This window comes from Nonomuraea sp. B5E05, assembly GCF_039880665.1.
Taxonomy (GTDB): Bacteria; Actinomycetota; Actinomycetes; order Streptosporangiales; family Streptosporangiaceae; genus Nonomuraea.
In genome coordinates this window covers 269,587-283,608 of record NZ_JBDPMJ010000005.1, presented here as the reverse complement: position 1 = coordinate 283,608, position 14,022 = coordinate 269,587, and the positions used below count along the sequence as shown (strand labels likewise).

At 71.4% G+C, this 14,022-nt stretch carries 10 protein-coding genes; 5 read left to right on the top strand and 5 right to left on the bottom strand.

Annotated features, from left to right (window positions below):
• Positions 1-28: 28 nt before the first annotated feature.
• A complete protein-coding gene (locus ABGB01_RS12280) occupies positions 29-481 on the bottom strand; it encodes a YbaB/EbfC family nucleoid-associated protein (RefSeq protein WP_347773356.1) in 453 nt (150 codons plus the stop codon).
• A 57-nt stretch (positions 482-538) separates the two neighbouring features.
• Entirely contained in the window at positions 539-1,975 is a 1,437-nt protein-coding gene (gene eccD, locus ABGB01_RS12275) for a type VII secretion integral membrane protein EccD (RefSeq protein ID WP_347773354.1), read from the bottom strand.
• A 103-nt stretch (positions 1,976-2,078) separates the two neighbouring features.
• On the opposite strand from eccD, the gene eccCa reads away from it, so the two are divergent.
• From eccCa to ABGB01_RS12260, 3 genes are read left to right on the top strand one after another with little or no spacing between them, the layout of a single operon-like run.
• Positions 2,079-6,065, top strand: a complete 3,987-nt coding sequence (eccCa, locus tag ABGB01_RS12270; RefSeq protein ID WP_347773352.1) for a type VII secretion protein EccCa — start codon at positions 2,079-2,081, stop codon at positions 6,063-6,065.
• A 1-nt stretch (position 6,066) separates the two neighbouring features.
• Positions 6,067-6,351 carry a hypothetical protein gene (locus ABGB01_RS12265; protein ID WP_347646697.1) on the top strand — a complete coding sequence of 95 codons (285 nt, stop codon included), beginning with the start codon at positions 6,067-6,069 and terminating at the stop codon, positions 6,349-6,351.
• Complete coding sequence (locus ABGB01_RS12260; RefSeq protein WP_347773349.1) at positions 6,348-7,424, top strand: transglycosylase SLT domain-containing protein; 1,077 nt, start codon at positions 6,348-6,350, stop codon at positions 7,422-7,424. Before ABGB01_RS12265 ends, ABGB01_RS12260 begins: the two co-directional genes overlap by 4 nt.
• A 42-nt stretch (positions 7,425-7,466) precedes the next feature.
• Here ABGB01_RS12260 and ABGB01_RS12255 read toward each other — a convergent pair whose 3' ends face one another.
• From ABGB01_RS12255 to ABGB01_RS12245, 3 genes are all read right to left on the bottom strand, one after another.
• Positions 7,467-9,587: a protein kinase gene (locus ABGB01_RS12255; protein WP_347773347.1), complete on the bottom strand. Its 2,121-nt coding sequence runs from the start codon at positions 9,585-9,587 to the stop codon at positions 7,467-7,469.
• A 95-nt stretch (positions 9,588-9,682) separates the two neighbouring features.
• Positions 9,683-10,828 (bottom strand): type VII secretion-associated serine protease mycosin, encoded by a 1,146-nt coding sequence (mycP, locus tag ABGB01_RS12250; RefSeq protein ID WP_347773345.1) that lies wholly within the window; start codon positions 10,826-10,828, stop codon positions 9,683-9,685.
• A gap of 161 nt (positions 10,829-10,989) precedes the next feature.
• Positions 10,990-11,262 (bottom strand): WXG100 family type VII secretion target, encoded by a 273-nt coding sequence (locus tag ABGB01_RS12245; protein WP_165960088.1) that lies wholly within the window; start codon positions 11,260-11,262, stop codon positions 10,990-10,992.
• A 129-nt stretch (positions 11,263-11,391) separates the two neighbouring features.
• Between ABGB01_RS12245 and ABGB01_RS12240 the strand changes: the two genes are divergently transcribed.
• Together ABGB01_RS12240 and ABGB01_RS12235 are read left to right on the top strand one after the other, a co-directional pair.
• The gene (locus ABGB01_RS12240; RefSeq protein WP_347773343.1) at positions 11,392-12,111 is read left to right on the top strand and encodes an SDR family oxidoreductase; all 720 of its coding nucleotides are present in this window, start codon (positions 11,392-11,394) and stop codon (positions 12,109-12,111) included.
• A 34-nt stretch (positions 12,112-12,145) separates the two neighbouring features.
• Positions 12,146-13,900 (top strand): biotin carboxylase N-terminal domain-containing protein, encoded by a 1,755-nt coding sequence (locus ABGB01_RS12235; RefSeq protein ID WP_347773341.1) that lies wholly within the window; start codon positions 12,146-12,148, stop codon positions 13,898-13,900.
• The last annotated feature ends 122 nt before the right edge of the window (positions 13,901-14,022 follow it).

Below are 14,022 nucleotides of genomic sequence, written 5' to 3'. Positions count from 1 at the left end.
TAACAGATCCGCAACCCTTGCCGTCAAGCTAGAGGTCCAGCTCCCGGCGAATGCGGGACAGCTCCCCCATGACGTTGTCGAAGGTGCGATCGAAGCCGGCCTCCGCGCGCCTGGCCTCCTTCAGCATCGCGACCGGGTTCTCGAGCATGCGCATCGGGTCGACCTGATCGCCGTAGAGCTCGGCCATGAACTCGTTGGTCTGGCGTTGCAGATCCTCGATGGCCTCCTGCAGGGTGGCCGTGATCCGCTCCGACAACTCGTCCGCGCTCAAACGCATCGCCTTCGGGCGGATGGTGAGCTTGCGCATGCCCTCGTGCGCGTACTCGACGACCACCAGGCCGTCGGCGTCCTCGCCCCGGCCGACCAGCCGGCCCATCGACTTCTGCACCTGTTCCGACTTGCCGGTCTGCTCCTCCAGGCTGTGCAGGAGCTTGTCGATGTCGATGTTGCCGAAGTCCCCGAAATCCGTCACAGGCGTCATCCTGCCTCATACGCACCGATAGCGTCATGCAGATCCGATACAAACCGTGCGCCGATCTCAGCCCGCCAGGCCGCGTACCCACGCATAGACGTCGAGGACGCCGAGCGCCAGCGGCACCAGCGACACGATGAACAGCCAGTCCACGATGTCTCCCGCGCGGCCCCAGAAGGGCGAGAGCCGCCCGTTGGGCAACCACACGCCCATGCCGACCACGATCATCGCGGTCCACACCAGCGCGAGCACCACGGCCACCGCGGCCACCCCGCCGATGACCACGCCGATCTCGACCGCCACGGCGGCGATCCCGGCGAAACCCGTGAGCATCAGCCAGAGCCGCTGACCGACGCCCTGGAACACCCGCGCCCGCAGGAGCTGCGTCAGCGCCAGGCACACGGACATGACCACGGCGATCCACCGGCCCTCCACGACCAGCAGCGCGTGCGCGCCCGCCCCGACCAGCGTGATCCCGACGACCATGCCGGTCGCGTAACGCCGCGCCGCTCCCGTGCGCTCCAGTACGGAGGCGCTGTCGAGGTTCTGGTTGTCGCTGCGCAGCTCCTCGGCGTTGGTGGGCATCGCCGGCAGCGGCACCCGGGCGATCCTGAAGGAGAGCACGGGGATCAAGGGGCTGAACGCCATCACCACGGCCGCGCAGGCCGCGGCGACCCCGGAGGCGGGCGCGCCCGTCACCATCACCACGGCCGCGCCCACGGCGCCCACCATGGAGGCGATGGCCGTGCCGAGGAAGCCGGCCACGCCGTCGGCGATGGCGGTGCCGGCGATCGTGGCGACCAGCGCGGTGCAGGCGAGCGCGCCGAGCAACTGGGGCGAACCGAGCGCCGGCATTCCCCCGCCCGCCGAGGGGGCGAGCAGCCCGGTCAGGAACGCGTACGGCAACGCGGCGTAACCGACGAGCGCGCCGGCCCCGGAGTCGCCGACCGCCCTCGACACGGCCACGCCCACCCCGACGAGCAGCAGCGCCAGCGCGCCCGCCACGACCGCGGTGAGCAGCGGGTTCAGCCCGCCGAACGCCAGCGCCGCCGCCCCCGCGACGAGCAGCCCGCAGGCGACGCCGCCCCCCATCATGCGCGTGTGGTCGCCGTCCCACCGGCCCTTGCCGTCGCGCACGCCGGTGGCCACCACGTCGGCGACGTCGTCGAACCGTGCGGGCGGCAGCGCCACCTCGCGCGGCCGCAGGTAGAGGATCTCCCCGTCGAGCACGCCCAGCTGGCCGAGGCTCCGCCCGAGGTCGAAGGGCGCGCCACCCAGCCGCTGCAGCGTCCAGCCCGGCCCTGCGGCGGCCTCGCCGCCCAGCTCTCCCATGGCCCGCAGGAGTCCCGGCAGGACGTGCGGCAGCGGGATGTCGGCGGGCAGCGCCAGGTCGGCCCTCTTGCGCGGCCCGACCACGGTGACGTGGCACAACGGAGGCAGTGGAGCGGGCATCTGGTGCAGACCGCCCTGTTGCGCGAACGGGATTTCCGCCAGAGATGTCACAACACCAACATATCCAGCCCCAGTTAACTCCGACCCCAAGTCGGACGTTTGTCACATCTGGTAAGAAGGGACATCCGGAGCAGCAGAAGGGCCTGTACCAAGGGTGAGCATCGTCGTCGTCCGGCGCCCGGAGCGCCGCCCAAGCCCGAAGCCTCCGCGTGGCGAGATCCTGCTGGAGCCGCCGCCGGAGATCCCCGAGGTCCAGTCGCAAGGCATGATGGCCGTGCTGACGTGGCTGCCGATGGTGGCCGGCGCTGCGGCGATGGGCCTGATGTTCACCGCGGGCGGCACCCGTGCCAACCCCATCATGTACGTCGCCAGCGGCCTGTTCGCCTTCTCCATGGTCGGCATGACGATCGGGCAGATGGGTCGCCAGGCGGGCGAGCGCAAGAACCGCCTCAACGGCGCCCGCCGCGACTATTTCCGCTACCTCGCCCAGATCCGCAAGAAGGTGCGCAGGGCCGCCATCCAGCAGCGCGAGGCCCTCGAATGGAGCGGGCCGGCCCCCGACACGCTCTGGTGGACCGCCATGGGCCCCCGGCTGTGGGAGCGCCGCCCCCGAGACGACGACTTCAGCACCGTACGCCTGGGCACCGGCATCCAGAAGCTCGCCGTCCAGCTCATCCCGCCGGACTCCAAACCGGTCGAGGACCTGGACGCGCTGACCGCCGGAGCTCTGCGCAGGTTCATCCGCACGCATTCGACGGTCTCGCAACTGCCCGTGGCCGTGGCGCTGCACTCGTTCGCCAGGATCAAGCTCGACGGCGACCTCCCGATGGTCCGCGACCTGGTCAGGGCGATGGTGGCGCAGATGGTGGTGTTCCACTCACCGGACGACATGCGGATCATGGTGTGCGCGAACAGTCAGTGGATGAGCCACTGGGAGTGGGTCAAGTGGCTGCCGCACGCGCTGCACCCCGACGAGACCGACGGCGCCGGCCAGGTCAGGCTCATGGCCGAGAACCTGGCCCAGCTCGACCAGCTGGTGGGCGAGGAGCTCAAAGAGCGGGCCAGGTTCCGGCCCGGTGCCCCGTCCGACGCGCTGCCGTACCACGTGCTCATCCTGGACGGCGGGCACGTGCCGCAGGACTCGCAGCTCGGCGCGGACGCCATCGACGGCGTCACCGTCATCGACCTGTCGGACTCGGCAGGCGTGGTCGAGGAGCGCAGCACGCTGCGGCTGCGCATCAACCACGAGGGCTTCCACATGGTCAAGATCGACCATGCGGGCAAGGAGAGCACCAACCGGCTCGGCGACCCCGACGCGCTCGACTACCTCAGGGCCGAAGGGCTGGCCCGCCAGCTCGCCCCGCTGCGGGCCTCCACGGCCACCGGCAGCGAGGCGCAGGACGTGCTGGCCACCAACACGACGCTGACCGACCTGCTCGGCGTCGGCGATCCCACCCTGCTCGACCCCGCGCAGAGCTGGCGGCCGCGCGCGGGCAGGAACCGGCTGCGCGTCCCGATCGGGCTCGGCGCCGACGGGCGGCTGGTCGAGCTGGACATCAAGGAGTCGGCGCAGGGCGGCATGGGCCCGCACGGCCTGGTCATCGGCGCGACCGGATCCGGCAAGTCGGAGCTGCTGCGCACGCTGGTGCTCGGCCTGGCCGTCACGCACTCCTCGGAGATCCTCAACTTCGTGCTCGTCGACTTCAAGGGCGGCGCGACCTTCCTCGGCCTCGACGGCCTCTCGCACGTCTCCGCGGTCATCACCAACCTGGAGGACGAGCTGCCGCTCGTCGACCGCATGCACGACGCACTCCACGGCGAGATGGTCCGCAGGCAGGAGCTGCTGCGCGCGGCCGGCAACTACGCCTCCTTGCGCGACTACGAACGCGCCCGCGAGCAGGGCGCCAACCTGCAGCCGATGCCCACGCTGTTCGTGGTCCTCGACGAGTTCAGCGAGCTGCTGACGGCCAAGCCCGAGTTCATCGACCTGTTCGTGATGATCGGCCGGCTGGGCCGGTCGCTGGGCGTGCACCTGCTGCTGGCCTCGCAGCGGCTGGAGGAGGGACGGCTGCGCGGGCTCGACACGCACCTGTCGTACCGGATCGGCCTGCGAACGTTCTCCGCCATGGAGAGCCGGGTGGTGCTGGGGGTCGCCGACGCCTACGAGCTGCCGTCGGCGCCGGGCAACGGCTACCTGAAGTTCGACACGACCGGGATGACGCGGTTCAAGGCCGCGTACGTGTCCGGCGCGTACCAGGCCGACCGCCGGCAGGTGGCCTCGCCCGACGGCACGATCCCCATCAGGGAGGTCGTCGAGTACAGCAGCGAGTTCGTGCCCGTCCCCCTCGTCGACGAGCCGCAGGAGACCGAGACCGCCCCGGAGGAGGACAACTCCTCGCAGGAGACCCTGCTCGACATCGTCGTCGACCGCCTGGCCGGGCACGGTCCTGCCGCACACCGCATCTGGCTGCCGCCGCTGGACGAGCCGCCCACGCTCGCGCACCTGCTGCCGCCGCTGTCGATCACTCCCGAGCTGGGGCTGACGACGCCCGGCTGGCCGGGCCGGGGCCGGTTGCAGGCCGTGGTGGGGATCATCGACCGGCCGTTCGAGCAGCGGCGGGACCCGTACTGGCTGGATCTGTCCGGCGCGGCGGGACACGTGGGCGTGGCCGGCGGGCCGCAGAGCGGCAAGAGCACGGCGCTGCGCACACTGATCGCCAGCATGGCCCTCACGCACACGCCCGCCGAGGTGCAGTTCTACTGCCTCGACTTCGGCGGCGGCGCGCTGGCGACGCTGGAGGGGCTGCCGCACGTCGGCGGCGTGGCCAGCAGGCTCGACGGCGAGCGGGTGCGCCGAACGGTGGCCGAGATCGCGTCGGTGCTGCAGCAGCGGGAGCGGGAGTTCACCGCGAAGGGCATCGACTCGATGGCGACCTACCGCAGGCGGCTGGCCGAAGGCTCCGTGCAGCCCGACGGCTGGGGCGACATCTTCCTCGTGGTGGACGGCTGGCTGACGATCAGGCAGGACTTCGAGGCGCTCGAACCCGTGATCACCGACCTGGCGGCGCGCGGGCTGGGCTACGGCATCCACGTGATCGCCGGGACCAACAAGTGGTCGGAGTTCCGGCCCGGCATCCGCGACCTGTTCGGCACCCGGATCGAGCTGAAGCTGGGCGACGCGTACGAGTCCGAGATCAACAGGAAGAAGTCGCTGGCCGTTCCCGAGGGCGTGCCGGGACGCGGGCTGACCAGGGACGGGTTGCACTTCCTCGGCGCGCTGCCGCGGATCGACGGCGTGCAGGACGCCGAGGACCTCGCCACCGGGGTGGAGGGCCTGGTGCGCGCGGTCAGAGAGTCCTGGCACGGCCAGCCCGCGAGGCGGGTCAGGCTGCTTCCCTCGATGTTGCCCGCCGCGTCGCTGCCCGGGGTCGAGGAGACCGGCAAGAACCGGATCGCCATCGGCGTCGACGAGGCCACGCTCTCCCCCGTGCTGCTCGACTTCGACTCCGACCCGCACTTCGCCGTCGTGGGCGACACCGAGAGCGGCAAGTCGAACCTGCTGAAGGTGATCGCCGAGAACGTCGTGGCCAGGAACACCCCGAGCGAGGCCATGCTGATCGTCATCGACTACCGGCGCTCGCTGCTCGACACCGCCGTCAGCGAGAACCGCATCGGCTACGCCGCATCCGCCTCGGCCGCGAAGGAGCTGATCGACGACGCCCGCAACGCGCTGCTCAAGCGGCTGCCGCCGGCGAACCTGACGCCCGAGCAGTTGCGGGCGCGCGACTGGTGGAAGGGCTCCGACCTCTACATCGTGGTCGACGACTACGAGCTGGTGGCCACGTCGAGCAACCCGCTGGCGCCGCTCGCCGAACTGCTGCCGCAGGCCCGCGACATCGGCCTGCACCTGATCCTCGCGCGGGCGATGGGCGGCCTCGGCCGGGCCATGTTCGACCCCATCATCCAGCGGATCAAGGACCTGGCCAGCCCGGCGGTGGTGCTTTCCGGCAGCAAGGACGAGGGGTTCCTGTTCGGCAACGTCCGGGCGCAGCCGCAGCCGCCCGGACGTGGCTTGTTCGTGGACAGACGGCTGGGCGCGCGGCTGACGCAGACGGCGATCTGGCCACCGGCGGAGGACTGACATGGCAGGGCTGGACATCCATTTCGACGCGCTCGACGACTGCCGCACGTCGGCCAGGACGGTCGCGGGCAAGTTCCTCGACCTGGCGGAGAGCTACCCGCACGACCGGCCGGACTCGACGATCTTCGGCCGGTTGGGCGACTCGTCGGCGCTGGCGGACGCCGTGCGCGACGTGGAGCTGGCAGCCGACAGCGAGTTCGGCAAGGCCAGGAGCTTGGTGAGCGGCGTCGAGCGGGCGCTCGACCTGGTTCAGGACAACGTACGGAGAGCGAACAACCCCGGATGAGTGCCCCCGAAGGAATCCGCGACCTGCCCAACGGAAGCCAGCTGGCGAACATGGCCGACAAGGTCAGCGGCGACCCGGAATCGATCCGTGGCATCGCCAGGCGCTGGCGCTCGGCCGCCGGCAAAGTGCTCGGCAACACGGGCTCGCTCGGGGCCGCCGTGGCCACGGTCGACCTGGCCTGGGAGGGCGGCTCGGCGGACGCGTTCGTGACCTACATGCGCGACTACGGCAAGGCGGGGCAGGACCTGAACGACGCGCTGGTCGACTGCGCGTCGTCGCTGGACAACGCCGCCAACGTGCTGGAGTCGTCCAAGCGCAGGGTGAACGGCATCTGCGACCGGCTGCTGACGCGCGCGAACACGTACCGGGACAACCACCCGGACGCCGAGCAGGCGGACCTCGACCGGGAGATCGGCGCGATGGTCACCGAGGCGATCGGAGACGCGCGCACACCGGTGCGCGAGGCCAAGGAGGCGGTCACCGGGGCCAAGGACGACATCGCCAGGTACCTGGGCGAGCGCACGAACACGTTCGCGAAGATCAAGGCGGCCGGGGAGCAGGAGTTCACGCCCGGGCCGGGACACAAACTCGACTGGCAGCGCACCGCGAGCTACACGGCGCAGAGCGCCAACGGCGGGCCCGGCGGCAGCCCCATGACACCCGGCGGGTACGGCTCCAGCGGACTGCCTCCCGCGGGCGGCGGCCCGGCTCCGACGGGCCGGGTCAAGGAGTGGATCGAGCAGGCCATCGCGATCCTGCGCGAGCACGGCTATCCGGTCGACAAGATGAACCCCAGCGACATCTATATGATCATCCAGCACGAGTCGGGCGGCAACCCGAACGCGATCAACCTGTGGGACTCCAACGCCGCCGCCGGCATCCCGTCGAAGGGCCTGATGCAGACCATCGACCCGACCTTCGACGCCCACTCGCTGCCCGGGCACAAGGACATCTACAACCCGGTGGACAACATCATCGCGGGCGTGCGCTACGCGATCGAGCGCTACGGCTCGGTGTCCGCGGTCCCGGGGGTCGTGGGAATGAAGACCAGCGGCACCTACCGCGGCTACTGAGATCCGGCCGCCCGCGCGTGCGGGCGGCCGGGTGATCACCCGCTAGCCGCAGTTGGCCCAGTCCGCGCTGGTGCTTCCATGGGAGGTGCTACCGGAGTAACGCACGCACTTGCCCTTGGCGGAGAGTATGACCGGGCCCGCGTAATACTCGAAGTTGCCCGAGTCGGTCTTGCTGCTGCCGCCCTTCACCTCCAGCGTGGCGCTGACCTTCGTGGCCTTGCCGACGTCGGCGCCGGACTTGAGGGTGACCACGCAGTTCTGCCCGGTGCTGTTGTTCCACAGCTGGTACGTCGTGCCGCCCTCGAACGAGCTGCTGCGCTGCACCACGAACCCGCCCTTGCACACCCCGGTGGCGCTGTAGGGGTTCTTCTTGGGCGTCGGCTTGGCGCTCGACTTCGTGGGCTTCGGCTGCTCCGGAGCCTTGGTGGTCGGGGCCTTCGTCGGGGTCGGCTCCGGTTCCCGCGTGGGCTCCTTCGTCGGTTCCTTGGTGGGTTCCTGGGTCTTCGTCGGGGTCTTGCTGGGGGTCTGCGTGGGCGTACGGCTCGGCTCGACGGTCTTGGTCACCGTCGCCCTCGGCTTGGGCGTCTTGCTGGGCGTGGTGGTGGCCGTCGGAGCGGCGGTCGTCGTGACCGTGGGGATGGGCACCGGCTGCGTGGTGACCTGCGGCGGCGTCGGCACGCTGGTGAGCACGGGCACCTCCGGCGGCGACGCCGTCGTGGCATCGGTCGGGAGGGTCATCGGGCCCACGCCGTTCTCGTCAGGGCTCGGCGTCGTGGTGGCCCAGGGCGCGGTCACCTCCGCCTGCGGCTGGGTGGGCCCGACGCCCACGGACCCCGCGGACTTCGACACCTCGCCCGGCGCCGGCTCGTCGCTCGCCGCGGCGATCGGGGAGAACGACACGTTGTTGGAGTAGTGGCTCGCGCCCCACAGGCCGAGACCCGACAACAGCACGACGGCGGTCACGCTGGCAACCAGGCCGATGGGGAACGGCCTGCGCTGCTGGTCACCGGCCTGACGGGGCACGGTGGGCGGCTGCCAGTTCTGCTGCGCGTCCTGCGCCGGGGGCTGCTGGCCGGGGGGCGGGCCCCAGGCGGGCGGCGCGGACGGCACCTGGCCCTGCGGGGAGCCGTGCTCCAGCTGGCCGGACTGCGCGGGACCCTGCAGCGGGGCGGGGCCCATCGGTCCCTGCTGCATCGCGCCGGGCGGTACGGGCCCGTGCTGGACCGGGCCCATGCCGGGAGGCGGAACCGGGCCCGGGGTCATCGGTTGCGGGGGCATCGGGCCGCCCATGGGGCTTCGCACGCCCTCGATCGACAGCTGGATGGGCTGGATCGCGGGCGGCTCCTGGGCCGGCGGGCCGCCGGCGGGCGCGGGCGGCGGCACCGGGACACCGTCGATCGGCGGCGCGGGCATGGGCGCGTTGGCGTCCCCGAGCAGGCGCAGCATGGCGGTGGACGTGGTCGGCCTGGCCCCGGGGTCCTTGGTCAGCGCGGCGAGCACCACCTGCCGCAGCGGCTCGGGCAGGTCGCCGACCTCGGGGGCGCCGTTCAGCACGGCCTGGGCGTCGTGGCCGAACGGCGCGGCGCCGGTCGCGGCGAACACCACGGTCGCGGCCCAGGCGAACACGTCGGCGTACGGGCCGTACTGCAGCCCGTTGATCTGCTCGGGCGCGCGGTAGCCGATCTCGCCGGCGGGGTCGCCGATCTCGATGTCGGTGACGCGCAACGCCTCGCCGGTGAGGATCACGTTGGACGGGGTGAGGCCGCGGTGCGCGAACCCGGCGAGGTGGACGGCGGTCAGCGCGGTCAGCATGCCCACCGCGACCCGTTCCAGCGCGTCGCCGGTCAGCGGGCCGTCCTCAGCGACGGTGTCGGCCAGTGAGCGGCCCTCGACGTGCGCGCGGACGACGTACAGCCGGCCCTCGTGGACGCCCGCGTCGATGGTGCGGGCGATGTTCGAGTTGGAGACCCGCGTGACGCGTTTGAGCCTGGCGACGAAGTCGGGATCGGCGGCGGGGCCGACGGCCAGCGTCTTGACGGCCACCTGGTCGGAGTCGTCCGACTTCCGTCCCAGGTGGACGACGCCGCGGGGGCCCGTGCCGACCTGCCCCACGATCTCGTGGGAGCCGATGCGCTCAGGCTGAGGCGAGTCCTTCTCCGCCATGACCGTCCTTCCGGGATTGCGTCATGAACGAGGGACATTTAACCAAATACGCACCATACGCATCAGTAGTTTCGGTCACACCCTGACAACAGCGGTCAATCCGCACCGGCCCGCGACCCCGGCCGCCAGCCGCGCCGGCGCCCCATGGGCACCAGCACGTAGAAGGCGATCACCACGCCCGACAACATCAGGCCACCGGCGGCCACGGCCGTCGCCACCTCCATGGCCCGCTGGTCGGGCGGCACGGCCTTGCTCACCACCGAGGCCGGCAGCGGCGACGGCACCGGCGGCGCGACCGCCACATCCTCCGACGGCAGCACCATGGTCACCGCCAGCAGCGGGTTGACCATGCCGACGCCGGTCCCCTTGCCCGAGGCGCCGTCCGCGGTCAGCATGACCCGCCGCCGAACCCTGAGCTGGTCGAGGTGAGGGTGGCGGGCGCGGACGAGCGCGGCGACCCCCGTCACGTACGGCGCCGCGTAGCTCGTGCCGTCCAGCTTGCTCTGGTAGCCACCGCCCGTCCACGTCGAGCTGACGTCCTGGCCGGGGCCGAGCACGTCGACCGCGTTGGGGTTGGAGAACTCCGACCGCCCGCCGTCCGGCGTGGCCGAGCCCACCGCCAGCACGCCGTCGTAGGCGGCCGGATAGGAGGGACCGGGCGTGCCGTCGTCCTTCCTGGTGTTGCCCGCGGCGGCGACGATCACGACGTCCTTGCCGAGCGCGTAGTCGACGGCCGCCTTCAGCTCGGGCGCGTCCTGCGTCTCGATGGAGATGTTGATGACGTCGGCGTCCTCGTCCGCGGCCGTCGTAATGGCCTTGACCAGCGTGGCGAGCTCGCCGTTCGTCTCATCGGACTGCTTGAGCGACAGCAGCCGCACCCCGGGGGCCACGCCGTAGAAGGGGACGTCCGGCCGGGGCTGGCCGGCGATGATGCCCGCGACCGCCGTACCGTGGCCGACGCAGTCGCGGTGATCCGCCTTGGCACTGGTCAGGTCGGCCTTGCCCGCCAGGCGGATCTGCGGGTGGCGCTCGTCGACGCCGCTGTCGATGACGGCCACGGTGACGCCCTGGCCCATGGTCAGCGGCCACACCCGTTTGACCGCGAGGCGCCGCTGAGCCCAGCTCTCCGCGATGGCGGGGCTGGCCTTCGGCGGGGCGCACTTCTCCGGCGCCTGGGCGAGCGCCGGCACCGCCGACAGGTGCAGGGCGAGCACGCTCGCCACCAGGGCGCGACCAATCATGGGCAAAAAGCGTAGCCTGCCCGTTTCAGGGGGTTATGCGAACCGGCGTCGCGGTGCGCGAGTTTTTTTCAGGGGTCGGCACCCATCATGTCAGGGGCCCCTGAAATCCGGGCGCTCGATGGAAGAAGCCCCGGCACCCTCGCCAGGGCCCCTGCCGGTGATCATTTCGTGGCGGATTCGATGTTCTGGCGGTAGGTGCCGATGACCCGCGAAGCCTCCTGAAGCTCCTCGGTCATGCGCTGGAACGCCGTGCGGTAGTTCTGCCACGCCTGCTGGAAACGCTGGGCGCCCGGCCCCGTCCACGCGGTGCCGACCTTGGCGGCCTCGCGGTCGAGTGCGGTCATCGTGGTGCGGACCGCCTCGGACTGCTGGGTGAACTGGGTGGACATCTGCTGCATTTCCGCGGGGTCGCCGCCGAGCATGCTCTGACTCATGCATACCTCCTGGGGGAACCTGTGAAAGCGCCCTCAGGCTAAGGTCGCCCATCTCCCGTCGCCCCTGTTATGCCGAGCGGCTATGGTCTAGCGGAGGATCGTTCATCTTCATCGGCAGCGGAGACTTCCATGCGCGAGATCGTGGTCACCGGCGGCGGCACCGGCATCGGATACGCCGTCGCGGCGGCGTTCGTCTCGCTCGGCGACCGCGTCACGATCACCGGGCGCCGCGAGAGCGTGCTCAAGGAGGCCGCGGAGCGCCTGGGCGCCTCCTGCGTGCCCTTCGACGCCACCGACCCCGCCGCCGTGAACGAAGCGCTCGCCGACCTGCCCGCGCACGTCGACGTGCTGGTCAACAACGCCGGCGGCAACACCAACCTCGACCGGGGCCAGCCAGGCGAGCCGGCGGAGGTGGCGCAGGCCTGGTGGGCCAACCTCAACGCCAACCTCATGTCCGCCGTGCTCGTCACCACCGCGCTCGCGCCGCGCATCGCCAGGGACGGCCGGGTCGTCTCGATCGGCTCCATCGCCGCACGCGGCACCGGCTCGGGCTCGTACGGCGCCGCCAAGGCCGCCCTCGAGTCCTGGACCGCCGACCTGGCCGCCGAGCTCGGCCCCAGAGGCATCACCGCGAACGTCGTCTCGCCCGGTCTCGTCGTGGACACCGAGTTCTTCCGCGGCCGGCTAACCGAAGACGGCATCAGGGCCCGCGTGGAGAACACGCGTAACGGCCGCCCTGGAAATCCGGCCGATGTGGCCGATACCGTTCTCTTCCTGGCGTCAGCGGGTGCCAGGCACGTGACGGGGCAAGTGATTCACGTGAACGGCGGCGCATACCTGGGCCGCTGAACCGCAACTCGGGCAGCAGGAAGGACTTACGTCGGTGCGGAAGGTTCTGATCACCAACCGCGGCGAGATCGCCGTACGCGTGGCCCGTGCGTGCAAGGACGCCGGGATCGGCAGCGTGGCGGTATACGCCGACCAGGACCTCGACGCCCTGCACGTCAGGGTGGCGGACGAGGCGTACGCGCTGGGCGGCCAGTCGCCGGCGGAGACCTACCTCGACTTCGCCAAGCTGCTCGACGTCGCGCGGCGCTCAGGAGCGGACGCCGTGCATCCCGGCTACGGCTTCCTGGCCGAGAACGCCGCCTTCGCGCAGGCCGTCATCGACGCGGGGCTGATCTGGATCGGCCCGCCGCCGGCCGCGATCGCCGCGCTCGGCGACAAGGTGCAGGCCAGGCACATCGCCCAGAAGGTCGGCGCGCCGCTGGTCGCGGGCACGAAGGACCCGGTCTCCGGGGCCGCCGAGGTGGTGGCGTTCGCCGAGGAGCACGGGCTGCCGATCGCGATCAAGGCCGCGTACGGCGGCGGCGGGCGCGGCATCAAGGTGGCGCGCCGCCTCGAGGAGGTCGCCGAGCTGTACGAGTCGGCGGTGCGCGAGGCGGTCGCGGCGTTCGGCCGCGGCGAGTGCTTCGTCGAGCGCTATCTCGACCGGCCCCGCCACGTCGAGACGCAGTGCCTGGCCGACCGGCAGGGCAACGTGGTCGTGGTCAGCACCCGCGACTGCTCGCTCCAGCGCCGCCACCAGAAACTGGTGGAGGAGGCACCGGCGCCCTTCCTGTCGGAGGAGCAGCTCGACGTCCTCTACTCCAGCTCCAAGGCCATCCTGAAAGAGGCCGGCTACGTGGGGGCGGGCACGTGCGAGTTCCTCGTCGGCCAGGACGGCACGATCTCCTTCCTCGAGGTCAACACGCGCCTGCAGGTCGAGCACCCGGTCACCGAGGAGGTCTCCGGCATCGACCTGGTGCGCGAGATGTTCAGGATCGCCGACGGCCAGCCGCTCGGCTACGACGACCCGGTGCTGCGCGGGCACTCGATCGAGTTCCGGATCAACGCCGAGGACGCGGGGCGCAACTTCCTGCCCGCGCCCGGCACGCTGACCGTCATGCGCCCGCCGTCGGGTCCGGGCGTCCGGCTCGACGCCGGCTACGAAGCGGGGATGACGGTCCCGCAGACGTTCGACTCGCTGGTGGCCAAGCTGATCGTGACGGGGCGCACGCGCCAGGAGGCGCTGGAGCGGTCGCGGCGGGCGCTGGCCGATTTCGCGATCGAGGGCATGCCGACCGTGCTGCCGTTCCACGAGGCCGTCGTCAGCGACCCGGCCTTCGTCTCCTCCCCGTTCACCGTGCACACCCGCTGGATCGAGACCGAGTGGGACAACACGATCGCCCCGTACACGGGTGAGATCGCCTCCGGCGAGGCTCCCGAGCGCGAGTCGGTGACCGTCGAGGTCGGCGGCAAGCGCCTCGAAGTGGTGCTGCCCGCGGGCCTGGGCGCGGCCTCCGTCACGACCTCCGCCGGGTCCGGCACGAAGGCGCCGAGGCGCGGCGGCGGGGGCGCCAAGAAGGCGGCGGCGGGCGGTGACGCGCTCGTCAGCCCCATGCAGGGCACCATCGTCAAGATCGTGGCCGGTGACGGCGCCGTCGTCGCCGAGGGCGACACGGTCGTGGTGCTGGAGGCCATGAAGATGGAGCAGCCGCTCACCGCGCACAAGGCGGGGACGATCACCGGGCTCTCCGCGGACGTGGGGCAGACGGTCACCTCGGGCGCCACGATCTGCGTGATCAAGGATTCGTGACGGGCGCTGCCCCGCGTCTTTCCCCGCGGGGCGGCAAAAGGGGCATCTGCCGTCCAGGATCTTCGCCCGCGTTGTGCACCCGCGCACTCTTGGGCGGGTAACGTTCGAGTGAGGAACTTTGC

Coding starts and splice junctions, on each gene's coding strand:
- ABGB01_RS12280 (WP_347773356.1), bottom strand. CDS start 481: ATGACGCCTGTGACGGATTTCGGGGACTTCGGCAACATCGACATCGAC.
- ABGB01_RS12265 (WP_347646697.1), top strand. CDS start 6,067: ATGGCAGGGCTGGACATCCATTTCGACGCGCTCGACGACTGCCGCACG.
- ABGB01_RS12260 (WP_347773349.1), top strand. CDS start 6,348: ATGAGTGCCCCCGAAGGAATCCGCGACCTGCCCAACGGAAGCCAGCTG.
- ABGB01_RS12255 (WP_347773347.1), bottom strand. CDS start 9,587: ATGGCGGAGAAGGACTCGCCTCAGCCTGAGCGCATCGGCTCCCACGAG.
- mycP (WP_347773345.1), bottom strand. CDS start 10,828: ATGATTGGTCGCGCCCTGGTGGCGAGCGTGCTCGCCCTGCACCTGTCG.
- ABGB01_RS12245 (WP_165960088.1), bottom strand. CDS start 11,262: ATGAGTCAGAGCATGCTCGGCGGCGACCCCGCGGAAATGCAGCAGATG.
- ABGB01_RS12240 (WP_347773343.1), top strand. CDS start 11,392: ATGCGCGAGATCGTGGTCACCGGCGGCGGCACCGGCATCGGATACGCC.